Genomic DNA, 21,829 nt, shown 5'->3' with positions numbered 1-21,829 from the left:
TATTAGCTGAAATTTGCTTTTTATTATTGTTAGTTCTGATTTGAAATTATTCTAGCTATTCGTTTTCTGGGTTTTGCAGGCGGCGAAGCCGCCGCAAGCAAAGGCCAAATAGAGGGCCGAAGGCCCGTCGGCCTAGGGGCCTGAAGGGGTGGCCGTAGGCCAGACCCAGCCGCTGAAAGCGGCGCAGGGCCGAGCATACCTGCGAGCCCCGCAAGGGCCCGGCCGCCAAAGGCGGCAGGCCCCAAAAAAATAGGCTAGTCCTGAATCAAGAACTAGCCTATAGAAAAATAAATTAGAATTACTTAAAGCGCTTTTCTAATTGCGTCACGCGAATTGTTTTAGAGAAAATATCTGATTTTCCGATAATTTTGAGCTCAAAAACGCCTCGGCTTTTGGGCGGAACAGGCAATTTGAAGCTTAGCTCTTTTTTGCCTTTTACCTTTTTGATTTCTTGGCTTTGGAGAATTTTGTCCTCTAGAATATCTACGCCATTGGCTTTCTGGATAAGCTGAATCTCGATATTTTGTTTTTTGGGGCTATCAAAACTGAGGGCAATTTTGCGGCGGCCCTGGCTGGTCTTGATGCTCATGTTTTCGATGGGGCTACGGCCCGATAAGATTTCTCGGCTATATTGGAGGTCTTTAAAAATCCAGTTGAAGGGATCGAACTCAAGTTGATTAAAGTCTTTATCGAGCTCAATTTCTATCGTTTGATCGGCTAGGGCCTTGAGTTGCACGACCTTTTCTATCGTGCTGCCATCTTCTAGGGTAAAACGGATGCGGGCGGGCATCTCGAAAAACTGTTTTTGGCCCTCTACTTTTTCTTGTAGGACCCGAAGGTTGACGCCGCTGCGGTTTTTTTCATATTCTACTTTATAAGTGGGGTAGTATTCGCCAAAGACCCATTGGTCAAAGAAGTATTTAAAGTCTTTGGGCTCATTTTCGCTGGCGTAATATTCACAAATTTCTCTAAAGCGCTGGGTACTCAAATAGGTGCTTTTGCCTCTTTTGAGCTCCGTAATTCCTTTTAGGGTTTCATAAAAATACTCATCGCCCATCATGCCCCGAAGCATGTGAATGACGTACATTCCCTTTTTAGAAAGGCGTTCTTGAGAGTACTCATTGATATTGTCCAGATAGAGTTTGCCACCCTCATAGTATTCTTTTTGGTCCAAAATGATTTGGTAAACATTGAGCCCCCGCTTATACTCCTGCCAAGTGGCCTCGGCATAGGTGGCTAGGGCTTCGGTGATCCAGGCATCCTGCCAAGCCTCGGGCGAAATATGGTTGCCAAACCACATATTGGCGGCTTGGTGCACCACTTGGTACATATGGAAACTCTTGAGGTCTTCGACCAAAACGGCGGTTTGGGTCGGCATACCGTCCAAGCCTAAGGGCAAGCCCAGTTCTATCACGCTAAAACCCTCGTCTCTGTAGGGGTAGGGACCAAAGGTGCGGCTCAAACAAGCCATGATTTCCTTAGAGCGGTTGATGGTTGCATTGGCCTCTTCTAGATGCTCGGGAAAGATGTAAAAGTTGATTGGGAAGCTGTAGCCCTTGGCCTTGTATTCCACTTCCATTTTGGCAAAATTAGAAACGGCCACGGTCAAATGATGAGGCGCAATGCGGTGGCGATGCCGCCATTTGAACTTTCTTTTTTTGCCATCTTCCAAGATTTCGGTCCCTTCCAAAACGCCATTAGAAACAGCCGTATAAGGAATTTTGCGCTCTTTTTCTTGCACCATAGCCGTACTAAAACGAACGGGAATTGTCACATCTACATAAACCGAATCGACTTTGTCGCCAATGCCTCTACGGCAGGGAAACCAACGGTAACCCGCCTGCGGATAGGCCGCTAGGGCCACTAAGCGACTCTGAAATTTATCTTTTCCACGGTTTTTAACCAATAGGCCCTTGGTCACGGTTTCTCCGTCTACATCCAGCTGTTCGTTTTGCGGAACGCCCTCATAATGAACCGTAATTTTGCCTCTTTCTTCTTTGCGTAATGGGCGGCCCGATAATTTGACCAGAATTTCTTCGCCTTCTCGCTCAAAAGCGCTGGCCCCATCAATTTTACTTATTTTCATCCCCTCGCCAAGGTCCAAGTAGAGCTCGTCTATTTGGTCCTTCACGGCCACAAATTCAATATAGACCGAGCCCTTAATTTGAGGCTTGTCGATGTCTATATCCAAGTCGAGATGATAAAATTTCATATTGACATTATAAAGACCATCCGAGTCTTGAGCGCTCAAATGAAGCGGCAAGAAGAGGAGAGCCAGTAGGGCAAGTTTTAATAAGTTTGGCATAAGTTCTATTAAATTAGGTGAAACTCAATTAGCTGGCAAAAGATAAGGCGCAACTGGGGCGCTAAAAAGCAAAATAACCGATTTTTTAACTGTGCCTTCTTTATCTTTGTTATTTTTCTGTTTCTAAAGACTTAAAGCCCTATACGATTTCGTTTTTTTTGGGGCCCGCGGCCGGCTAGGCTGCGCCTAGGTCGGCCGCCGCTATGCTGCGGGGCTCGCAGGTCTGCTCGGCCCTGCAGGCAGGCGTAGCCTGCCTTTGGTCTGGCCTGCGGCCACCCGCTCCGCAGCGCTGGGCCATTTGCGTCTTTCTCTGCCGTTTTGGAATCATCCTTTAATTAAGTCAGAATTATGCCAAGTATACAATCCACTTTTGTAAAATATGCCATGCGTGCCATGCGCCAAATGAGTCTCATCTATTTAGATGATATTGACCGAATGCGCCTAGAGCATGATAAAGCCCTTTGTCGTTTGCCCGCCCCCAAGGGCTTGCATTACCAAGAAGTTGAGCTGCCTACTTGCTCGGCTGAGTTTTGTCATCCTGCTGCAGAAAAGAACCCAAAAGTCATTTTATACCTGCATGGTGGGGGCTTTTTGTTGGGCTCGGCTAGGGCACATCGGGCCTTGGTGGGCAAAATTGTCTCGCAGTCGGGTATTCCTGCTTTAAGTGTAAATTATCGCTTGGCGCCGGAGCATCCTTTTCCTGCTGGCCTAAATGATGCCCTTTCTGCCTATCATTATTTATTGGACCAAGGCTATGGACCAAAAGATATATTTTTTATGGGCGATTCGGCAGGGGGCGGGCTGGTCCTTAGCTTGCTCCTAAAACTAAAAAGCTTGGAGTTGCCGCAGCCTTTGGGGGCAGTAGTGCTTTCGCCCTGGACCGACCTGACTTTGTCTGGAGATAGCCTAGAGCGTTGCCAAAAAAATGACCCAATTCTGCGGGCCGAGCATGCGGGCAGTTGGGCCAGGTCTTATTATGGCTCGGCAGACCCTAAGTCGCCCTTGGTCTCTCCTTTGTTTGGAGACTGGAAAGATACGGCCCCGATTTTGGTCCAGGTCGGTACAGATGAAATTTTATTAGATGATAGCCGCCGCTTAGGAGAAAAAGCGGTGGCAGCTGGGGCCAAAATTTGGGTCGACCTTTGGGAGGGCATGCCACATGTTTGGCAGTTTGCTTGGGCCTATGTCCCCGAGGCCCAACAGGCCATAGACAAGATTAGTCGCTTTTTGGCTATCCTGAGCGAAGAGCAAAACCCCAGCGCCGAACAACCCATTTTAGAACAATTGGCCGAAACGGAAGAAAAAAGCCAGCCCTTTGTAGAATGGTGGCAAAAAAGTAGTGAGTGGCTGCAGCAAAGTTGGTCCTTGGGTAAAAAATAGCATAGATGAAGATACTAAAACAACATATAGGGAAGATTCTAGGCTTGCTGTTGGGTGGCTTGCTCTACTTTCCAATTGGTCTTTTACTGGGTTTAGGTATTGGCTTTTTTCTAGATATACTGCTTCAAAAAGGAGGGGGGGCAGGCCCAAAAAGGCGCAAAAAACAATTGCCACAACCCAACGACAGCACCAACTTTATTTTGAGCTCCCTCATCTTGGCCGCTGCGGTGGTCAAATCAGATGGAGAGGTAGAAGAGTTGGAGCTGAGCTATATTCAAAAGTTTTTGGTCGAGCAGTTTGGCCAAGATAACTTGCAGGAGTATATGGGCATTTTGAGTGCCGCCTTAGAGCAAGATTGGGATATGGCCAAAACTTGTCGGCAGATTTATTTGAGCAGTAGCTATGAAACCCGCTTGCAGATGCTCTATTTTCTGTTTGGCATTGCCAATGCAGATTATAGTATTGACCAGGTGGAGGTGGATACCATCAAGCGCATTAGTTTGGAGTTGGACCTACCGCATAGTGATTTTGTATCGATTAAGGCGATGTTTTATGATGAAATGGACAGCCATTATAAGATCTTAGAGTTACCCCCTTCTGCCTCTGATGCCAAATTAAAGGCCGCCTATCGCAAGATGGTGAAGAAGTATCATCCGGATAGTTTGGCGAGTTTGGGAGAGGAATTTCAGAAAGTGGGGGAGTCTAAGTTTAAGCGCTTGCAAGAGGCCTATGATACGATTTGTGAAAAGCGGGGTCTGAAATAGGTCCAACTGCGTTTTGCAGGCGCGAAGCGCCTCGGCTGAGGGATGAGAGCAGGGCCGCCGAAGGCGGCAGACCTAGGCGGCAAAGCCGCCGCAGGGCCGAGCGAGCAGCGAGCTGCGGACAGCCCGACCCGCCCGCAGGGCGGGGCAGCCCCAAAAAGAGGAAAAACTTGGCCTATTAAGGAGAAGTTCTTATCTTGAAGACCAAATTTGAATTAAATTTTATGGAAGAGAATAAAGCTATTGGCGCCAAGGATGTATGTATTTTGGCGCAGGGGACCATTATCGAGGGGAGTTTAGAGACCAATGCCAACATTCGTTTGGAAGGAGAGGTGCATGGAACAATTTCTTGTGGGGGCCGCCTAGTGATGGCGCCTAAAAGCAAGGTGATGGGCCAGATTAACTGCAAAGAAATGATTTCTGAGGGCGAGAGCAAGGGGAATGTAAAAGCCAGTGCTTTGGTCTATTTGCAGGCTTCGGCTCAATTGAAAGGAGATATTGACTGTGAGCGATTGCAGGTTGAACAAGGAGCAATATTTAATGGCCAATGTACTATGCCCAAAGACAAGGCTTAGGTCCTTGGATAAAGAATAATATGAAAAAAGGTCTGGACCAATTGGCTCAGGCCTTTTCCCTTTCTTTTTGGCAAGAAAAAGCAAAGGTAGCGGCTTTTTTTCCCTTTTATCATGCGGTAGAAGCGGAGCCGCAGCCCCATATTTCGCCCCTTTATCCGCTTATTTCGCCTCAGCAATTTGAGGCCGAGCTAAAGCTCATTTTGGCCCATTTTGAGCCCATAGATTTAGGAGAACTGTTGGCTTGGGTAGAAGCGGGTCGCCCTGCTCGAAAGCCATTTTTTCATTTGAGTTTTGATGATGGCCTGAGTAGTTGTTATCATGTTATTGCGCCTATTTTGTTGCGTTTGGGGGTTCCTGCTACTTTTTTTATCAATGGGGCTTTTATTGATAATAAGCGCTTGATGTTTAGGCATTTGGCGGCCCTGATTTACAGCCATTTGGCGGCACAGAAAGTCTTGGCTCCAAAAGATGCAAAGCTGCTTTTTTCGGCGGGGCATGCTCAGGAAGCTGAGCTTTTGGCCTGGGCGGATCGAATTGGCTGCTCGGTCCCTGACTTTTTGGTCCAAAAACAACCTTATTTAAAGCTAGAAGAGCTAAGAGCCCTGCAAACAATGGGCTTTAGCATAGGGGGGCATAGTTGGGATCATCCTTTATACAAAAAGCTTTCGTTAGAAGAGCAATTGCTTCAGACAGAGAAAAACCAGCAGCAGTTGGCCCTTTGGTTGCGGCAACCTATTCGGGCTTTTGCCTTTCCCTTTACGGACCATGAAGTGGGGCTAGATTTTTTTGATCGGTCCAATTTGGACCTTAGTTTTGGCGGGGCGGGGATTAAGGAAGAAATGCAGTTGGGGCGGCACATACAGCGCTTTCCGATGGAAGAAATGCGGATACGGTCAGGGGAGCAAAAATTAAAATCGGCCTTTGCTTATGGAAGCTTATTGCGGAGCTTAGGGAAGAGCAAGATAGATAGGAGGAAGACAGCGAGAAGGTTGTCTTAGGGCAGTCCTTTTTAGCAGATGGCCTAGGGCTGCTGATTGTCGGCATTAGACTGATTTTTACTAGGGCGGATAAGGAATTCTCCTATGCGCAAACTTAGCCATAAGGCGGAAAGGAAGGCTATTGCTTGGCGACTATAAAGTAGAATATACATAACCTGAGGTCCCTCTTCTTTTTCTGAAAGCTGCTCTGTGTAAAAAACGTAGCTGTACCCAATGTAGCCTGCCCAAAAAAGCAACCATTAGTTATAGAAAATAATTATCTTAAAGAACAAAAACTAAAAGGATGCGAAAAAGTAAATTCACGGAAAAGCAGAAGTTATCAATTTTAGCTGAGCACGACAGCGGCCTTAGCGTGGCAGATTTGTGTAGAAAGCACCAAATAAGCCCAGCCACTTTCTATAAATGGAAAAGATCCAAAGAGCAAGAAGTTGACGATAAAGAGCGTTTAATCAAGGAATTAGAGGCCCAAAATGCTCGTTTAAAAAAGATGTATGCAGACTTAAGCATGAATTATGAAATTTTAGAAGAGGGCTATGCAATGGCAAAAAAGCACTTAACCCCAAAAGACAAGAAAGAGTCATAGACGAGCTGTCCAAGAAGTACAGTGTGCGTCGAATCTGTGTCGTTTTGGGGTTTCGTCGTCAAACATACTATAAACGAAAGTCAGGTCATCGGCCAGAAGTAGTCGATGATCAAATCGCTAAATTACTGCATGAAGTCACGAAAGAATATTTAGCTTGGGGCTTTTGGAAGGTTTTTCATTACATTAGAAATCAAGGTGTTACCTTCAATCATAAGAAGGTGTATAGAATCTGGAAGAGAGAAAAATTAAACTTAAGACAGCGCCCAAAGCGTCAGCGTATTCGCCGAAAATTTGAACCTATCTCTTTGCCCAAGGAGGTAAATAAGGGTTGGTCTATGGATTTTTTAAGCGATTGGGTCATGAGCTCAGATAAGAAATCGGTCCGAATTATCAACATTATGGATGAGACCTCAAGGCGAGCTTTGTGGACAGAAGCCCATCAAAGTATCTCTGCAAAAAAGCTTACTGATGTACTTGATAAAGTACTGGATTACAGAGGTAAACCTGACTATATTCGTTGCGATAATGGGCCAGAATTCATCTCTAAAAAGTTAGCTGCTTGGGCCCAAAAACATGATATTGAATTAAAGTTCATCCAGCCAGGAAAACCTACCCAAAATGCATTTATTGAGCGATTAAATAAAACTTTGAGAACAGAGTGTTTAAACTTATCTTGGTTCCACTCTTTAGAAGAACTAAATGAGGAAATTCAAAATTGGTTTCAGCACTACAATTTTAATCGTCCCCACCAAAGTCTGGGAAATATTAGCCCATATGACTTTGAAAGGACGATGTTAGATGTATAGTATTTTTTGGTTGCACCTTACGGGTAGGCTACACCAACAAATGCAAACAACAAATTGGCCAGATGAAAGAGTAGTTCAAAGCAAACGTAATAGATAAGGAGGCTAATAAGTCCCCAATTTAGTGGATTTTTATTGTAGCGAATGGCTTTCTTTCTGTACATATAAAAGTTGAGGCCAAGCATAAGTAGGAAGGGGATGTAATAAGCATAGTAGTTGATCATGGTTGTGTTTTATGCTAGGTTTAGGAATCTAGGGGGCGAAGCCCCCTTGGCCCGCAGGGCCAAATGGCCCAGCGCTGCGCAGCCGTGGCCCGAAGGGCCAGACCAAAGCGCTGAAAGCGCTGCAGGGCCGAGCAGCCCTGCGAGCGGCGGAGCCTAGCGGCGGCCGCCCCCCTTATAAAGGGCGGCCGCGGGCCCCTAAATATCCGCATCTAGAATATCTGAATTGGAGGAGGAAGGAGCGGGGCTTTTTGCTTGGGGCGCAACAAAAGAAGGGGCTAGCTTAAGGCTAAGGACGCAGGCGATTAGGGGGAGAAGGAGCAGGCCAATCGCCCAATAATCATTGATGGGCCAAGAAAGGATTTTGAATAGGGCGATAAATACCTTACTGAATAGGATGAAAAGGAGAGAGAGGCCTGTCTGAAAAAGAAAGCCAAAAGCCGCCCATAGCAAGGCATTCTTGCTGTGTTTAGGGGCAAGAGAAGCATAATAAAATAGGCTGATTAGGCTAAGGATATACGTGAGAAGATGGGGGCTAATCGCGTTCATGTTCTGCTGTTGTTTGGACCGTAGAAATTAGGTAAGGGGCCATAAAGAAAATGGTTGCAAAGCTAAGGAGGCTGCCTGCTATACTGAGGGCGAGAAATAAATCAATATTACTGATGCTCTCCCGAAGGGCAATGATGAGCAGACTGAGGTAATGATTGAGCCCAAAGAAAAGCATGGGGCCAGCTAGGCCCCAAATTTCTGGATTTAGTCTAGCAGCTTGAGCTTTGAGGCGGTAATGTCCGTAAAGAACTAAGGCCAGAAAAAAAGAGAACAGGAGTAAATAAATAGTCAATTGCATAGGAAACTGGTTTATATATCCGCATCTAGAATATCTGACTTTTGGGGAGGGCTATAATTTTCTAGCCAGCGTTTGTTGCCCCATTTGCAGACACTAATAGCCAAAGAGGCGGTAATGAGAATTTTGCCAATTTCATGTATACCAATGGCCAGATCGCCAAAAACAAACTGAAAGACTAGGGAGACAATTATTCCAATGAGGATATAGCTGCCAATAAATAGGCCCATACCAATGAGTAGCCATTTGAGTTTGGGCAGAGATTGCTCGGCGGCGCTATCCCAGTACCATTTGCCAATGGCCAAGGCGCCCGCAAGGATAATAGTGAGTATGATCATAATGATAAATTAAAGGCCAGCATCTAAGATGTCGTTTTGCTCCTCCAAAGAGAGGGCCTTATCATCTTTAATAAGGACCGGACCTAGTAAATAAGTGAAAAGTAAAGATAGAAATCCAATAACTAAATTGAAGAGGAGTTCAAAGCCGGGTTCTCCTGTAATCTGTTCTTCTAGGAAAAACATAAGGGGGACAGATATGAGTATAACTAAGCCATAATAAATAATAAAAGCTAGAAATGCCCATAAATAAGCATTTTTGCCTTTTGCTTTGGCTAAATTCCAATAATTGCGAATTACGCCAATAAGTATAATAAGACTAATCATTCTATAAGGGGTTTTGATAAATAGAAAGTCGGATAAATGTAAAAGGTCAAAATTAGTTTCTCTTTTGCTTAGTTAATTTAAAACCACCAGATTGTTTCAGAGATTCATCTATTTGCTTTGGGGCTAAGTTTAGACTTCTATAAGAAGTCAGTACATTTACATCAAATCATCTATACATGCATAAAATTATACTTCTATTATTGATCAGCTTTTTCCCTTTATTCTTGGGCGCACAAGCGCTATTTTTGGGCGAGCGCCAAGAGCGATTAGGTAACTATAAAACCTATGCGCTTTTAGAGTATGAGGAGAATCGCTTTCAGATTTTGCGCTTTAATAAGCAATTCGATAAGGCCGAAACCGAAATTTACGATGGGCAGCTCAAGCTAAAGGGCCGCTATATTTCAAGCGACCGAAAGCGAAAATATGGCGGAGCCATGCACATTCAGGACAAAAACTATTTGCTCTATTCCTACTATATAGACAATAAGGCTCTTCAGCGCTATGAGGATGTGAGCCTCTATGCCAAAGAAATTTTGCCCGATAGCTTTCGCTTATCTCCCGATAGTATTGCCCTGATTCCGCCCTTTGATATGAAAGAACGCCTCTACCGAGGCAATTTTGTCCTTTCTCCAGATGGTAGCAAATTGCTGCTTTATGATTATGAGGAAGAAGGCGATATTGAAGATATTCGGGGACTTACCAATAGCATCCGCCTGCGGGTGCTCGATGCCCGTCTTCAGCTGCTCTGGGAGCGCAAGCTGGATCTCTCTCTTCATCAAAGCGGAAAAAGAGTGGTCGCTATTCAAAAGCTGAAGATTAGTAATCAAGGAATTATTGCTATTCTCTGCGATCGATTTCGAGAAAAACGCTCTTATCAGCTCAAAAAGGTAACGGCAGACCCCCTGGTCTATTTCTTAGGCCCAAATGCAGGGGAGTTTACCCACTTTAGTCCCAAATTAGGCGATTTTTTCTATAATGAAATGGATCTCCTTTTTGATGCAGAGGGCAATATTTATTGGACCGGCCTCTACTCTCAGAAAAAATATTATAAACAAGGCGGCTATTTTTTTATTAAAATAAATGCCGCCCGAAATCAGGTGCTCACTAAGTACAAGCAGTCCTTTTCCGACTCGCTAAAAGCCCAATTATTGCAGCGGAAATTAGGGCGAATTAAGGAGAAAACAGAGCTGCGAAATTACAAAACGATCAGCTTCCGACAACTGGCCGATGGTCGCTTGATCCTCCTAGCTGAAGAACGTCCCTATGGCATTCATAACTTTAAAAGCCACAATATTTTTCTGCTCTGCTTCTCTGAAGCTGGAGAGCTACTCTGGGAGCAGAGTATCCTCAAACACAACTCTTTTCCCAAGTCTAAGGCTAGCTTTTTACGCCCTTACCTTTGGGAGAAGGCCGGCAAGCTGTATCTGCTCTTCAATCGAGGCCTCTATGGCCGCGAATCAGGCGCCTACCTAGCCCAAATAGATGCCCAAGGCAAGCTAAAAGAGAAACAGTTATTATCTTACGAATTTAAAGATGAATTGCTCTGCCCCGAATTGAGCTACCCCCTAGAGGATGGCCGCCTATTTCTCGGTCTGCAATCCCTTTATTTCAGATATTATCAATTTGCTTTTCTAGAGCCCCAAAGCTTTATGGAAGCCCCTGAATCAACATCAAAATAAGTATATCATGAATCAAACTTGCTGGAAAAGCCCCTCCAATATTGCCATTATTAAGTATTGGGGCAAATACGGCCGCCAACTTCCCAAAAATGCTTCGCTCAGCTTTACGCTTTCTGCCGCCTATAGCCAAACGACGCTCCGCTATAGCCCCAAAGCTAAGGGCGGTATTCAGTTGCGCTTTTTGTTTGAAGGCCAAGAAAAACCAGCTTTTGCCCAACGTATTCAGGGCTTTCTAGAAAGTATTCTCGAGGAGCTGCCTTTCCTCGATGAATACGCCCTAGAACTGGATTCTAAGAATTCTTTTCCCCATTCTGCGGGCATCGCTTCTTCCGCTTCTAGCATGAGCGCTCTGGCTCTCTGCCTCTGCGATATGGCCGCCGAATTGGGCCTTGGCCCCACTTCCGATCAGGCCGAGTTTTGGCAAAAGGCCAGCTATTTTGCCCGCCTAGGCTCTGGCTCTGCCTGCCGATCGCTTTACCCTATGGCCGCCTCTTGGGGCGAGTCTAAGCAGCTAAAGGGGAGCTCTAATCTCTGGGCTAGCCCCTGCGGCGAGCTCTTGCATGATGATTTTAAGGCGGTCCAAGATACTATTTTGCTGGTGAGCCGGGCCGAGAAATCGGTCTCTAGTACCGCCGGCCACAAACTGATGGAGGGCAACCCTTTTGCCCCCCTTCGCTACCAATTGGCGGAAGAGAATTTGGGCAAACTTTTGCCCGCTCTCCAAGCTGGCGATTGGGCCACCTTTGGCCAAATTGCCGAGGAAGAGGCCCTGATGCTACACGCTCTCATGATGACTTCTCGCCCTTCTTATTTGCTGATGCAGCCCAATAGTTTGGCCCTGATCGAGAAGGTCCGAGATTGGCGCCAACAAACAAAACTCCCGCTCTATTTTACCCTAGATGCAGGCCCCAATTTGCATCTGCTTTACCCCAAATCGATGCAGCCTAAGGTGCAGCCTTTCCTCCAGGAGGAGTTGCTCCCCCTCTGCGAAAATGGCGGCCATCTAGCCGATGAATTAGGCTGCGGCCCCGAGAAATTAAGGCTACTCTAAATATTAAGGAAAAGCTTCCCTAGGGAGGCTTTTTTTATGCGGCTATTTTGGGGCTGCCGCTACGCCCTTCGGTTGTCGAACTGGCGCCCCTTTGGGGCTGGTTGTCGCAGCTCGCTGCTATTTTGGGGCTGTCCCTCCCTGCGGTCGGGTCGGGCTGTTTATTCCCCTTGGTCATCGAACTGGCGCCCCTTTGGGGCTGGTTGTCGCAGCTCGCTGCTATTTTGGGGCTGCCCCTCCCTGCGGTCGGGTCGGGCTGTTTCGCAGCTCGCTCTTCGCTCGGCCCTGCGCCGCCTGCGGCGGCTGGGTCTGGCCTGACGGCCACTGCTGTCCATCCCTCAGCCTGCGGCGGCTTCGCCGCCTGTCCACCGCATTTTTAAGGATAAAATCAATAGTTTTAGCTATTTTTGCCCCTCAAATTAAAGACATCTATCATGAGAAAAATAAGCGCCGATTATATTTACCCAATTAGCGAAGCTCCCATCAAAGAGGGCGTTTTGGTCCTTGATGATGAGGGCCGCATCCTAGAAATAGGCCAAAGAGCCGATTATCCCGATGAAGAGATCGAGATTCATGAAGGGATTTTGGTCCCCGGCTTTATCAATGCCCATTGCCACCTAGAGCTCTCTCATATGCTCGGAAAAGTAGAAACGGGCACGGGCCTCATCGACTTTATTAAGCAGGTGGTGTCTAGACGCAATGCGCCCGAAACCGAAATTGCCGAGGCTATCGCTTGGGCCGAGGACCAAATGATCGCTAATGGTATTGTGGCCGTAGGCGATATTACTAATGTTCCCGATACCTTTGCCCAAAAGGCCAAGGGCCGCCTGCGCTATTATAGCTTTGTCGAATGCTTCGATTTTCTACAAACCGCCAATGCCGAGGCCGAATTTGAAAAATATAAGGCCGTTTATGATGCTCTCCCCCTAGCAGAAGGGAGCAAAAAGGTGATGGTGCCTCATGCCCCTTATTCTGTTTCTCCCCAATTGTTCGAGCGCATCAATGCCGCCAACCAAGGAGAAGCCCATACGGTAAGCATTCACAACCAAGAGACACCCCCAGAACAAGAACTCTTTTTGACAGGAACAGGCGGCTTTGTCGATTTCTATGGGCAGTTTGGTTTTTCTCTGGACCAATTCCAGCCTAATGGCCGCACGGCCATTCATTATGCCCTCTCGCAAATGGACCCCGAACAACGAACGCTTTTTGTGCATAATACCCTTACTTCTGAGCAGGATATTGCTTTTGCCAAAAGCTGGGGCAAATCGGTTTATTGGGCCAGCTGCCCCAATGCCAATCTATATATTGAAAATCGCTTGCCCAATTATCAGGCATTTTTGAAAAAAGGCGCTAAGGTTTGTTTAGGTACCGATAGCCTTACCTCTAATTGGTCCCTTTCTATTCTAGAGGAGATAAAGACTATCCGCCGCTACCAGTCTTATGTCCCTTTTGAGACGCTTTTGCAATGGGCCACCCTAAACGGTGCCGAAGCCCTCGGCTTTGAGGAGGAATTGGGCAGCTTTGCTCCAGGCAAAAAACCTGGCGTTAATCTACTTAGCGTTGCGCCCGGCCAAAACTATGGAGATGCGAGTACTGCCGTTCAAAAATTAGCCTAATGCGCTGCTCTAGAGGAGGCCCAAAAGCGGTATTCGTCGCTGCGCTCCTCATTCGCAATATAACCCGCCCACCCACCCCTCTGCGGGATTCCCTAAGGAATCCCTTAGGGGAGTGGCTGGGCTTTTTTGTTTAACATTTTTTGCTTGCCCTTTTTGTTGCCTATCTGGATACACAAAATCCTGAACAGTCCCGTGAACTGCTTCGGTCTGGAGGTGAACTAGTTTGGTCTGGAGGTGAACTAGTTTGGTCTGGAGGTGAACTAGTTTGGTCTGGAGGTGAACTAGTTTGGTCTGGAGCTGAACTAGTTTGGTCTGGAGGTGAACTAGTTCGGTCTGGAGGTGAACTGCTTCGGTCTGGAGGTGAACCAGTTCGGTCTGGAGGTAAACTGCTTCGGTCTGGCGGTGAACTAGTTCGGTCTGGCGGTGAACTGCTTCGGTCTGGAGGTGAACCAGTTCGGTCTGGAGCTGAACTAGTTCGGTCTGGAGGTGAACTAGTTTGGTCTGGAGCTGAACTAGTTTGGTCTGGAGGTAAACTAGTTTGGTCTGGAGGTAAACTAGTTCGGTCTGGAGGTAAACTGCTTCGGTCTGGAGGTAAACTAGTTCGGTCTGGAGGTGAACTGCTTCGGTCTGGAGCTGAACTAGTTCGGTAAAATACCGAACTTTCCCCCTTTTTGATTTTGTTACATTATTTTCATTTTTAACAATTCCCTAACAATTGGGGCCAAAATCCTATTCCTGCAGCCTAAAGGCCGCAGCCAATCTCTTGGGCCATCATTTTTCTCGCCGCAGGAGCTTAAAAGCCCCTGCTTTATTGGAGATGGGCGCAAGCATTCGGTTTTCAGGTCTTGCGGCTTTTAAGCTGCAGCTGTCTTGTCCTGATATACTGATACAACAAAAACAGAAGATAGATGGAAAATAAAGAAGGTCAGTATGTTAAGCGGACGCAAAAAGATTATACCTTAGCTTTTAAGCTCCAAGTTGTGTCGGAAGTAGAAAATGGCGAGATTGGATTAAGGGCGGCTCAACGGAAGTATGGGATACAAGGAGACAGTACAATTCGGACATGGATCGAGAAACATGGCCAATACGATAAAAGCTATAAATTAAGAAGTATGAAGAAGAGTCCAGAACAAGAATTGATGGAGTTGCGTCAGCAATTGAAGCTTTTAGAGAAGAAAAATCGTCGCTTGGAAAAGGAGCTAAATCAGGCAGATAAGAAGGCCTTGTTTTTTGATATGATGATAGATATAGCGGAAGAAGAGTTTGAAATTCCAATCAGAAAAAAGTCTTTACCCGAACAGTTGATAAATTCCAAAAAGAAGAAAAAATAAGCTTAAGTGGCTTATGTCGATTGGTCGGGATAAATCGTCAGCAGTACTATAGATCGAAGGCGAAACATAGATCTAATCAGGGTTTGGCAGAAAAAGTAGTTGCCTTAGTTCAAGAAGTACGGAACAAAATGCCTCGCTTAGGAGGCCGCAAAATGTACCATTTACTTCAATCTGAGTTGAAGGCTCTGCGAGTAGGCCGAGATAAGTTTTTTACTATTTTGCGGGCCAACAATCTGCTAGTTCGACCTCGAAAGAACTATCATACAACGACAAATTCCTTCCACCACTACAGAAAGCATAAGAACAAGATAGCTGATTTGAAAATTTATCGGCCAGAGCAAGTCTGGGTTTCAGATATTACTTACATTGGAACGAGAGAAAATCCAATGTATTTAGCCTTGGTCACAGACGCTTATTCTAAGCAAATAATGGGATATGATGTCTCTGACAGCTTGAGCAGTATTGGCTCTATTCGAGCCTTAAAACAGGCTGCAAAGCGTCGTCTATATCCTAACGAAGAGCTGATTCATCATTCTGATCGGGGCATTCAGTACTGCTCAAATGATTATCAGCAAGTACTCAAAGAGCTAGGCATAAGTTGCTCTATGACTGAGTCTTATGACCCTTATGCAAATGCCGTAGCAGAGCGAATAAATGGAATATTAAAGCAAGAGTTTATTGCAGATTTTTTCCATTTAGGGCTAGATGCGATGAAGAAAATAGTGGCTCAAAGTATTGATATTTACAACCAAGCGCGGCCACATTGGTCTTGTCAATTTATGCCGCCTGCTGAAATGCACCAACAACAAGAGCTCGAATATAAGAGCTATAAAAAGAAAACAACTCTAGCCCAAGATCATCTTAAGCCAGAGTTGTTAAATTGACAACAAGTTATTTCCGTAAGATTTTTTGACCTTTTTGAAGGAGGTCAAAATCTTCCAGAATAACTTTTCACCCGTATTTAATCAGAATTTTATTGCTTTAAATTCTGTATCAGTTTTTCAGGACGGGACAAGCTACGGATAGCAGGCCCGAAGGGCCGCAGGCCTAGCGATGTGCAAGGGTGGCCGTAGGCCAGACCGAGCCAGCGAAGCTGGCGAAGGGCCGAGCAGACCTGCGAGCCCTGAAACGTAGCGCCGACGAGCGAAGCGAGGCGGAGGCCCCAAATCCTACTCCCTCAAATAGACCGTTTTACCGTTTACAATAGTTTGCAGGACCTTAGTTTGGGGAATATCTTGGAGGGGGACCTGCATAATATCTTGGGAAAGGATGGCAAAATCGGCAAACTTTCCGACCTCTAGGCTGCCTTTTTCCTTTTCTTGAAAAGCGCCATAGGCGGCATCTAGGGTATAGGCCTTTAGGGCCTGCAGGCGGCTCAGCTTTTGGTCGGCTTCATAGACTTGGCCATCATTGGCTTGGCGGCTGACCAGGCTATAAAAGCAGGCGATTGGATTGATCGACTCGACGGGGGCATCGGTGCCGTTAATCAGTTTGGCGCCAGAGGCCAGCAATTGTTTCCAGCGGTAGGCGCCCATAGCGATGCGCAGGCGGCCCAGGCGGCTTTGGGCCCAGGGGCGATCGGAAGAAAAGTGGATCCCTTGGACCGAGGCAATAACATCTAGCTGGGCAAAGCGGGGAATATCTTTGGGGGCAATATGTTGGGCATGTTCAATTCGGAAGCGGTGGTCTTTGGCGGCTTGGGGCTGGGCTTTTAGGACCCGTTCATAAATATTGAGCAGCTCTCGGTTGGCTCGGTCGCCGATAGCGTGAGTACAAAGTTGGAAGTCGGCCAGCAGGGCTTTTTCGGCAATCTCCTCAATAGTTTTTAGGGGGAGAGTAGGGTGGCCAAAATGGCCAGCTCGGTCGCTATACTCCTCGAGCATCCAAGCGCCTCTAGAGCCTAGGGCGCCATCGGCATAAAGCTTAATGCCTCCGATACTGAGAAAATCGCCTTTTTCGGGACCTTTTTTCAGCCATTTTTCTAGGAAAGGATCGTCTTGGCCTTGGACATCGGCAGCATAATTATTATAGGCCAGCATTACCCAAAGGCGGAGCGGGAGTTCATTTTGGGCCAGGGCTTTTCGGTAAAGCGCAATAGCGGCAGAATCGGAGCCGGCATCTTGCAGGCTGCCAATACCGTAGCTAAGGGCCTCTTGGATACCCGCTAGTAGATCTTGATAGCGGCTATTTTCATCGGCGGGCGGCAGGGCCTCCTTAATCATCGTCATGGCATTTTCGGTAAAAATGCCTGTGGGGCGGCCATTGGGAAAGCGGATAATCTCGCCTTCCTCATTCATTTGGGTTTCGGGCGTTAGGCCCGCCAGCTGCATGGCTTTTTCGTTGGCCATCAGGGCGTGGGCGCTAGCGTGCATCAGCAAAACGGGATGATCGGGGACGGCTTGGCTGAGGGCATCATGCGTTTGGTAGCCTTTGATCGAAAAGGGGAGAGAATCCCATTTACTTTGATGCCAGGCGCGGCCAAGAATCCATTCGCCTTTTGGCGTTTTGGCAGCTTGTTCTTGGACCAATTGGATCAGCTCCTCATAGCTTTTGACTTGGCTGAGGTCCAGTTCTCGTTTAAACTGCCCTAGGCCCAGAATATGGGCATGGCTTTCAATAAAGGCGGGAATCAGGGTTTTGCCTTTAAGGTCCAGCAGTTCGGTACTAGGGCTTTGAAACTTTTGGAGATCGCTCCAATTTCCCAGGGCGATAATTTTCCCATTGGCCACCGCCAGCGCTTCCACCTGAGATTGGCTACTATCTACGGTATAAATAGGGCCATTAAAGATGAGCAGCTCCGCTTTTTGGGATTCATTTTGGCAGGCGAGGAGCAAGAAAAGGGCAAAAAAAGAGAGCAAGCGCATAACATATAATCGTTAGTCGAAAGAGAGGGTATCTGGAGCCAGCACCCAGGGCGATTCTGGGCGGAGCAGGAGCTGATCATATTGGTCCAGTTCAAATCGTTCGATGAGAGAAATGAGTTTATCGGGGTATTTGGGGTCGGTAGCATAGCCTGCGGCTTGTAGGCCTTTGGCCCAGGCCTTATAATCTTTGGAGGGGAGGAGAAAGAGTTTTTGGTAATACTTGCGGTAGCGCAGGAAGTCGGAATGTGCTCTAAAAGAGGCTTCGGCAGAATCAAAAACGCGGAAGCAGGCCAATTGTCGGTAAGACTGGGCTTCATTATTCCATTCTCCAGTAAACTTAGAGTAGCTATCGCCTTCCCAGTTGCCGCCGCATTTCATGCCGAAGTGATTATTGGCTTGTTGGGCCAATTCGCTTTTTCCGTATTGAGACTCTAGGATCCCTTGGGCCAGGGTAATACTAGCGGGCACGCCTAGTCTGTGCATCTCGGCAATAGCGAGGGGGTGGAAGCGTTCGACATAGGCGGCAATGGCTTCATTATTGGCCGCAATTTTCTCGGCTTTAGTCGGCGTTTTGGGCTGAATCCAGTGGAACCAAAAGAGGAAAAGGAAATAAATTAGCATAGGTATAAGCAGAAAGTAGCGGAGCCTGGGGGATGTCGCCATAAGTTAGATTTTGGTCCAAAGATAATAAAGAATAGAAAGCCAAGACATAAAAAAGGCGAGTCAACCTAAGTTGACTCGCCTCATTATTGGAGTTTTTGAGTAGGCGACTACTTATTGTCTACCTCTTCAAATTCTACATCGGTTACATCATCGCCACCGGCTTGGCCGTCATTGGCGGGGCCTTGGGGGCCTGCTTCGGGGCCACCGGCGCCGGGCTGTCCACCCATTTGCTGGCTAGCTGCAGCCCAAGCGTTATTTACGGCCTCGATCCCTTTGTTGATGGCATCTAGGTCTTGTGCTTGATGAGCTGCTTTAAGCTCAGTGACTGCTTTTTCGATATCGGCTTTGAGGTTTTCGGGCAATTTCTCGCCATGTTCTGTCATCTGACGTTCTGTTTGGTAGATGATAGAGTCGGCCTCATTGAGCTTATCTACTTTTTCGCGAGCTTGGCGGTCGGCTTCGGCATTGGCCTCGGCTTCTTGCTTCATCTTATCGATTTCCTCTTGAGAAAGTCCAGTAGAAGCCTCGATGCGGATCTTCTGTTCTTTTCCGGTCGTTTTCTCTTTAGCAGAAACGCTAAGGATACCGTTAGAGTCAATGTCAAAAACTACTTCAATTTGAGGTTCACCTTTGCGCATAGCGGGGATACCCTCTAGTTGGAAGCGACCGATTGTGCGGTTTTGGTTGGCCATGGGGCGCTCTCCTTGCAAAACGTGGATCTCTACAGAAGGCTGGTTATCTTGAGCGGTAGAAAATACCTGAGAAGCACGCTTAGGAATAGTCGTATTGGCCTCAACTAGGCGAGTGAATACGCCACCATAAGTTTCGATACCCAAAGAAAGGGGAGTAACATCTAGGAGAAGAACATCTTTCACCTCACCAGTCAATACACCACCTTGGATAGCAGCACCTACGGCCACTACTTCATCGGGGTTTACGCTCTTATTGGGCTTCTTGTTGAAGAATTTTTCTACAGCTTCCTGAATGGCAGGAATACGAGTAGAACCACCTACTAGGATAATCTCATCAATATCGCCGATAGAAAGGCCAGCATCATCTAGTGCTTTTTGGCAGGGCGTAAGGGTACGCTGTACCAAGTCGCTAATGAGTTGCTCAAATTTAGAGCGGCTCAATTGGCGGACCAAGTGCTTAGCGCCACTTTCATTGAAAGAGATATAAGGAAGGTTGATATCTGTAGAAGAACCACCAGAAAGCTCAATCTTAGCTTTTTCTGAAGCTTCTTTTAGACGTTGGATGGCCTCTGCATTTTTGCTAAGGTCAATACCTTCTTGTTGTTTGAACTCGCTAATGAGCCAGTCCATGATCACACGGTCAAAGTCGTCACCACCAAGGTGTGTATCACCATTTGTTGATTTTACTTCAAAAACGCCACCGCCTAGTTCAAGGATAGAAACGTCAAAAGTTCCTCCACCAAGGTCATAAACAGCAATAGTTACATCCTCATCAGCTTTATCCATACCGTAAGCAAGAGCTGCGGCAGTAGGTTCGTTGATGATACGACGAACTTTTAGGCCGGCAATTTCGCCAGCTTCTTTAGTGGCTTGACGCTGAGAGTCGTTAAAGTAAGCAGGTACAGTAACTACAGCTTCAGTCACTTCTTGGCCCAAGTACTCTTCTGCAATGCGCTTCATTTTTTGTAGCGTCATGGCCGAAATCTCTTGTGGGCTATATTCGCGGTCGTCAATTTTTACGCGAATAGTATCGTTGGCCCCTTTCAAAATTTCATAGGGGACCTGATTCACATCATCGCCAGCTTCGCTGTGGCGCAAGCCCATAAAGCGCTTGATAGACATGATTGTTTTGTGCGGGTTGGTAATTGCCTGACGCTTAGCGGGATCACCGATTTTGCGTTCGCCATTATCCAAAAAACCAATAACAGAAGGCGTAGTGCGCTTACCCTCTTCGTTGGTAATCACTACAGGTTCGTTTCCTTCCATTACAGATACGCAGGAGTTGGTAGTTCCTAAGTCGATTCCTATAATCTTACCCATAACTTGTAGATATTGAATTTGTTAGTTTGATAGTCAATTATTGTTGTTCGCCTCATTGAGCGACACTGCCCTAAGATCAAGGCTTGTACCAACAGAATTTTTTCTCTTTTTTGCCCTTTTTTTTGCCAAATCGGCTGTTTTGCCTGCATTTTGGCCTGACAAGCTGCCATTTTTTCAGTTTTTGTCCGCTCTCTTGTCAGTGATTGCTTGGCGGCCTGGCTTGCAGGGCATAAAAAAAGGCCCTCCAAAGGGCCTTTTATATTTTAGTTGCAGCTATAATCTCTAAAACCAAGATCTCGAGTGATTTCCCCAAATTTGAGGTACTCCAAAACTTCATCGTCTAATTCATAGCCATTTCTAGTGGTAAACATTTTTGTGGTAAAAATGCCATAGCCATCAGGAACATTCGTGTAGGGTTCTGCCGGAAACAGTCCGCCCACTAGGCTTTGGTTGGCGGCATTGGCCTTAAGGTAGTTGGCCAGCTCTACGCCAGCGGCATCTACCCGAATATCCAATTCGCTAAAGCAGCGGCGAATATTATTATCTGTAGTGCTCGATAGGTTGTTGGCCAAATAGCGGAAGAAGCTCTCGCCATTGATTTCTTGGGCCACGGTTCCATCGCCTTCAATAAAACGCTCATAGGTTTGTGGACAAGCATTGCAAAGTCCTCTAGGCTCTGAAGTACCCGAGGCCAAAACAGAGCGGAAGGGGGTCCACTTGAGGGTTTTACGGACTCGAGTGCCAGGAATCTCGGGCTCGCCCGTTTGGCTTTGGTCTACCTCAAATTCATAATAATGAATATCCAATGAAAGATCATAAATAGCCGCATCGCTTGGGGTGGCCCAGTTGAAGCGGATATCTCTAAAGATCCAGTCTTGGCTGCCCTGATCATAGTTGGCCCACTTAATCCCCAAACTAGTGGAGGGCGTGGTCACTCTAAACTCATTAAAGGTCGAGTCGGTAAAATCACGATTGCCAGGTTGAATGCTCTTTGTATATATATCGTACTCTTTGCCCGTAGCCAAGTTCTTTACCTTGAGTAAGAAATAGCTGCCTACAGGCAAAACGGCATCACTCTTATAAATATAGTTGGGACTAGCCGCAAAAATACCCTCTTCTCGGTCCGCAAAGCCTTCATCGGTGGCATTTACCCGCTCAAAAGTATCTAGAGGGGTGTTGATGACCTGAGAGCCCTGCTGCGTTTGCTCATACAAAATTACTTCTAGGTCAAAAGGACCATAATAAAGGGAGTCGGCCCGCTGCGCAATCTGAAAGGCATCCGTACGAGGGTCCAAAAAGGCCTTTTCAATACGAATATAGTGCGGCTCCATAGGCGAAAATAAAGGCAGGGGGTTAATTACGCCATAAACAATAGGCACCTCTTTCCAGTCGCCAACTACATCAACTTCATTATCGCAACTATTATTCAACAGGCCAAAACAAAGGAGTAGGGCCAGTACACTCCATCTTTTTAAGTACATAGA

22 protein-coding genes are annotated in these 21,829 nt (G+C 46.6%); 12 read left to right on the top strand and 10 right to left on the bottom strand.

The features are described from left to right. Positions 1-298 precede the first annotated feature (298 nt). Positions 299-2,305 (bottom strand): M1 family aminopeptidase, encoded by a 2,007-nt coding sequence (locus SGRA_RS05390; protein WP_015691591.1) that lies wholly within the window; start codon positions 2,303-2,305, stop codon positions 299-301. A gap of 348 nt (positions 2,306-2,653) precedes the next feature. On the opposite strand from SGRA_RS05390, the gene SGRA_RS05385 reads away from it, so the two are divergent. The 6 genes from SGRA_RS05385 (at position 2,654) to SGRA_RS05355 (ending at position 7,408) form a co-directional block, all read left to right on the top strand. Next, positions 2,654-3,685, top strand: coding sequence for an alpha/beta hydrolase (locus SGRA_RS05385; protein WP_245538642.1), 1,032 nt, complete (start codon positions 2,654-2,656; stop codon positions 3,683-3,685). A gap of 5 nt (positions 3,686-3,690) precedes the next feature. Beyond that, positions 3,691-4,449 carry a J domain-containing protein gene (locus tag SGRA_RS05380; RefSeq protein WP_015691588.1) on the top strand — a complete coding sequence of 253 codons (759 nt, stop codon included), beginning with the start codon at positions 3,691-3,693 and terminating at the stop codon, positions 4,447-4,449. Positions 4,450-4,670: 221 nt separating this feature from the next. Then, complete coding sequence (locus SGRA_RS05375) at positions 4,671-5,021, top strand: bactofilin family protein (RefSeq protein ID WP_015691587.1); 351 nt, start codon at positions 4,671-4,673, stop codon at positions 5,019-5,021. Between the two features lie 20 nt (positions 5,022-5,041). Continuing rightward, positions 5,042-6,019 carry a polysaccharide deacetylase family protein gene (locus tag SGRA_RS05370; RefSeq protein ID WP_148268279.1) on the top strand — a complete coding sequence of 326 codons (978 nt, stop codon included), beginning with the start codon at positions 5,042-5,044 and terminating at the stop codon, positions 6,017-6,019. Between the two features lie 283 nt (positions 6,020-6,302). Next, positions 6,303-6,602: an IS66 family insertion sequence element accessory protein TnpA gene (gene tnpA, locus SGRA_RS05360; protein ID WP_015691584.1), complete on the top strand. Its 300-nt coding sequence runs from the start codon at positions 6,303-6,305 to the stop codon at positions 6,600-6,602. Next, positions 6,599-7,408, top strand: a complete 810-nt coding sequence (locus SGRA_RS05355; RefSeq protein ID WP_041329511.1) for an IS3 family transposase — start codon at positions 6,599-6,601, stop codon at positions 7,406-7,408. Before tnpA ends, SGRA_RS05355 begins: the two co-directional genes overlap by 4 nt. 17 nt (positions 7,409-7,425) lie before the next feature. Here the strand turns inward: SGRA_RS05355 and SGRA_RS05350 are convergent, their stop codons facing one another. From SGRA_RS05350 to SGRA_RS05325, 5 genes are all read right to left on the bottom strand, one after another. After that, positions 7,426-7,629, bottom strand: coding sequence for a hypothetical protein (locus tag SGRA_RS05350; RefSeq protein ID WP_015691583.1), 204 nt, complete (start codon positions 7,627-7,629; stop codon positions 7,426-7,428). A gap of 195 nt (positions 7,630-7,824) precedes the next feature. Continuing rightward, on the bottom strand, positions 7,825-8,175 hold the full coding sequence (locus SGRA_RS05340) for a hypothetical protein (protein WP_015691581.1): 351 nt from the start codon (positions 8,173-8,175) through the stop codon (positions 7,825-7,827). After that, positions 8,162-8,473, bottom strand: a complete 312-nt coding sequence (locus SGRA_RS05335) for a hypothetical protein (protein ID WP_015691580.1) — start codon at positions 8,471-8,473, stop codon at positions 8,162-8,164. The genes SGRA_RS05340 and SGRA_RS05335 overlap by 14 nt, the downstream gene beginning before the upstream one ends. An 11-nt stretch (positions 8,474-8,484) precedes the next feature. Further along, positions 8,485-8,808: a hypothetical protein gene (locus tag SGRA_RS05330; RefSeq protein WP_015691579.1), complete on the bottom strand. Its 324-nt coding sequence runs from the start codon at positions 8,806-8,808 to the stop codon at positions 8,485-8,487. Positions 8,809-8,817: 9 nt separating this feature from the next. Beyond that, on the bottom strand, positions 8,818-9,132 hold the full coding sequence (locus tag SGRA_RS05325; protein ID WP_015691578.1) for a hypothetical protein: 315 nt from the start codon (positions 9,130-9,132) through the stop codon (positions 8,818-8,820). A 176-nt stretch (positions 9,133-9,308) separates the two neighbouring features. On the opposite strand from SGRA_RS05325, the gene SGRA_RS05320 reads away from it, so the two are divergent. From SGRA_RS05320 to SGRA_RS05295, 6 genes are all read left to right on the top strand, one after another. Further along, positions 9,309-10,811 carry a hypothetical protein gene (locus SGRA_RS05320; protein WP_015691577.1) on the top strand — a complete coding sequence of 501 codons (1,503 nt, stop codon included), beginning with the start codon at positions 9,309-9,311 and terminating at the stop codon, positions 10,809-10,811. Positions 10,812-10,818: 7 nt separating this feature from the next. Next, the gene (locus tag SGRA_RS05315) at positions 10,819-11,862 is read left to right on the top strand and encodes a diphosphomevalonate decarboxylase (protein WP_015691576.1); all 1,044 of its coding nucleotides are present in this window, start codon (positions 10,819-10,821) and stop codon (positions 11,860-11,862) included. A 431-nt stretch (positions 11,863-12,293) separates the two neighbouring features. Beyond that, complete coding sequence (locus tag SGRA_RS05310) at positions 12,294-13,475, top strand: amidohydrolase family protein (RefSeq protein WP_015691575.1); 1,182 nt, start codon at positions 12,294-12,296, stop codon at positions 13,473-13,475. A gap of 140 nt (positions 13,476-13,615) precedes the next feature. Then, positions 13,616-14,125: a hypothetical protein gene (locus tag SGRA_RS24025; RefSeq protein ID WP_015691574.1), complete on the top strand. Its 510-nt coding sequence runs from the start codon at positions 13,616-13,618 to the stop codon at positions 14,123-14,125. A 258-nt stretch (positions 14,126-14,383) separates the two neighbouring features. Further along, positions 14,384-14,806, top strand: a complete 423-nt coding sequence (locus SGRA_RS23935) for a transposase (RefSeq protein WP_014373333.1) — start codon at positions 14,384-14,386, stop codon at positions 14,804-14,806. Positions 14,807-14,826: 20 nt separating this feature from the next. Further along, complete coding sequence (locus SGRA_RS05295; protein WP_041329510.1) at positions 14,827-15,690, top strand: IS3 family transposase; 864 nt, start codon at positions 14,827-14,829, stop codon at positions 15,688-15,690. 285 nt (positions 15,691-15,975) lie between these two features. Here SGRA_RS05295 and SGRA_RS05290 read toward each other — a convergent pair whose 3' ends face one another. From SGRA_RS05290 to SGRA_RS05270, 4 genes are all read right to left on the bottom strand, one after another. Continuing rightward, positions 15,976-17,670: an amidohydrolase gene (locus SGRA_RS05290; protein ID WP_015691571.1), complete on the bottom strand. Its 1,695-nt coding sequence runs from the start codon at positions 17,668-17,670 to the stop codon at positions 15,976-15,978. A 12-nt stretch (positions 17,671-17,682) separates the two neighbouring features. Then, positions 17,683-18,291 carry a glycoside hydrolase family 73 protein gene (locus SGRA_RS05285; protein ID WP_015691570.1) on the bottom strand — a complete coding sequence of 203 codons (609 nt, stop codon included), beginning with the start codon at positions 18,289-18,291 and terminating at the stop codon, positions 17,683-17,685. Positions 18,292-18,440: 149 nt separating this feature from the next. Next, positions 18,441-20,345 (bottom strand): molecular chaperone DnaK, encoded by a 1,905-nt coding sequence (gene dnaK, locus SGRA_RS05280; RefSeq protein ID WP_041329508.1) that lies wholly within the window; start codon positions 20,343-20,345, stop codon positions 18,441-18,443. Positions 20,346-20,608: 263 nt separating this feature from the next. Beyond that, positions 20,609-21,826, bottom strand: a complete 1,218-nt coding sequence (locus SGRA_RS05270) for a hypothetical protein (protein WP_015691567.1) — start codon at positions 21,824-21,826, stop codon at positions 20,609-20,611. Positions 21,827-21,829 lie beyond the last annotated feature (3 nt).

This window comes from Saprospira grandis str. Lewin, from assembly GCF_000250635.1.
Classification (GTDB): Bacteria; Bacteroidota; Bacteroidia; order Chitinophagales; family Saprospiraceae; genus Saprospira; species Saprospira grandis.
Note: the sequence above shows the minus strand (reverse complement) of the source record. Positions and strands in the feature narration are given on the sequence as shown.

Excerpts from the sequence above, each read along its gene's own strand:
- SGRA_RS05390 (WP_015691591.1), bottom strand. The coding sequence starts at position 2,305 with ATGCCAAACTTATTAAAACTTGCCCTACTGGCTCTCCTCTTCTTGCCG.
- SGRA_RS05385 (WP_245538642.1), top strand. The coding sequence starts at position 2,654 with ATGCCAAGTATACAATCCACTTTTGTAAAATATGCCATGCGTGCCATG.
- SGRA_RS05380 (WP_015691588.1), top strand. The coding sequence starts at position 3,691 with ATGAAGATACTAAAACAACATATAGGGAAGATTCTAGGCTTGCTGTTG.
- SGRA_RS05375 (WP_015691587.1), top strand. The coding sequence starts at position 4,671 with ATGGAAGAGAATAAAGCTATTGGCGCCAAGGATGTATGTATTTTGGCG.
- SGRA_RS05370 (WP_148268279.1), top strand. The coding sequence starts at position 5,042 with ATGAAAAAAGGTCTGGACCAATTGGCTCAGGCCTTTTCCCTTTCTTTT.
- tnpA (WP_015691584.1), top strand. The coding sequence starts at position 6,303 with ATGCGAAAAAGTAAATTCACGGAAAAGCAGAAGTTATCAATTTTAGCT.
- SGRA_RS05350 (WP_015691583.1), bottom strand. The coding sequence starts at position 7,629 with ATGATCAACTACTATGCTTATTACATCCCCTTCCTACTTATGCTTGGC.
- SGRA_RS05340 (WP_015691581.1), bottom strand. The coding sequence starts at position 8,175 with ATGAACGCGATTAGCCCCCATCTTCTCACGTATATCCTTAGCCTAATC.
- SGRA_RS05335 (WP_015691580.1), bottom strand. The coding sequence starts at position 8,473 with ATGCAATTGACTATTTATTTACTCCTGTTCTCTTTTTTTCTGGCCTTA.
- SGRA_RS05330 (WP_015691579.1), bottom strand. The coding sequence starts at position 8,808 with ATGATCATACTCACTATTATCCTTGCGGGCGCCTTGGCCATTGGCAAA.
- SGRA_RS05325 (WP_015691578.1), bottom strand. The coding sequence starts at position 9,132 with ATGATTAGTCTTATTATACTTATTGGCGTAATTCGCAATTATTGGAAT.
- SGRA_RS05320 (WP_015691577.1), top strand. The coding sequence starts at position 9,309 with ATGCATAAAATTATACTTCTATTATTGATCAGCTTTTTCCCTTTATTC.
- SGRA_RS05315 (WP_015691576.1), top strand. The coding sequence starts at position 10,819 with ATGAATCAAACTTGCTGGAAAAGCCCCTCCAATATTGCCATTATTAAG.
- SGRA_RS05310 (WP_015691575.1), top strand. The coding sequence starts at position 12,294 with ATGAGAAAAATAAGCGCCGATTATATTTACCCAATTAGCGAAGCTCCC.
- SGRA_RS23935 (WP_014373333.1), top strand. The coding sequence starts at position 14,384 with ATGGAAAATAAAGAAGGTCAGTATGTTAAGCGGACGCAAAAAGATTAT.
- SGRA_RS05290 (WP_015691571.1), bottom strand. The coding sequence starts at position 17,670 with ATGCGCTTGCTCTCTTTTTTTGCCCTTTTCTTGCTCCTCGCCTGCCAA.
- SGRA_RS05285 (WP_015691570.1), bottom strand. The coding sequence starts at position 18,291 with ATGCTAATTTATTTCCTTTTCCTCTTTTGGTTCCACTGGATTCAGCCC.
- dnaK (WP_041329508.1), bottom strand. The coding sequence starts at position 20,345 with ATGGGTAAGATTATAGGAATCGACTTAGGAACTACCAACTCCTGCGTA.
- SGRA_RS05270 (WP_015691567.1), bottom strand. The coding sequence starts at position 21,826 with ATGTACTTAAAAAGATGGAGTGTACTGGCCCTACTCCTTTGTTTTGGC.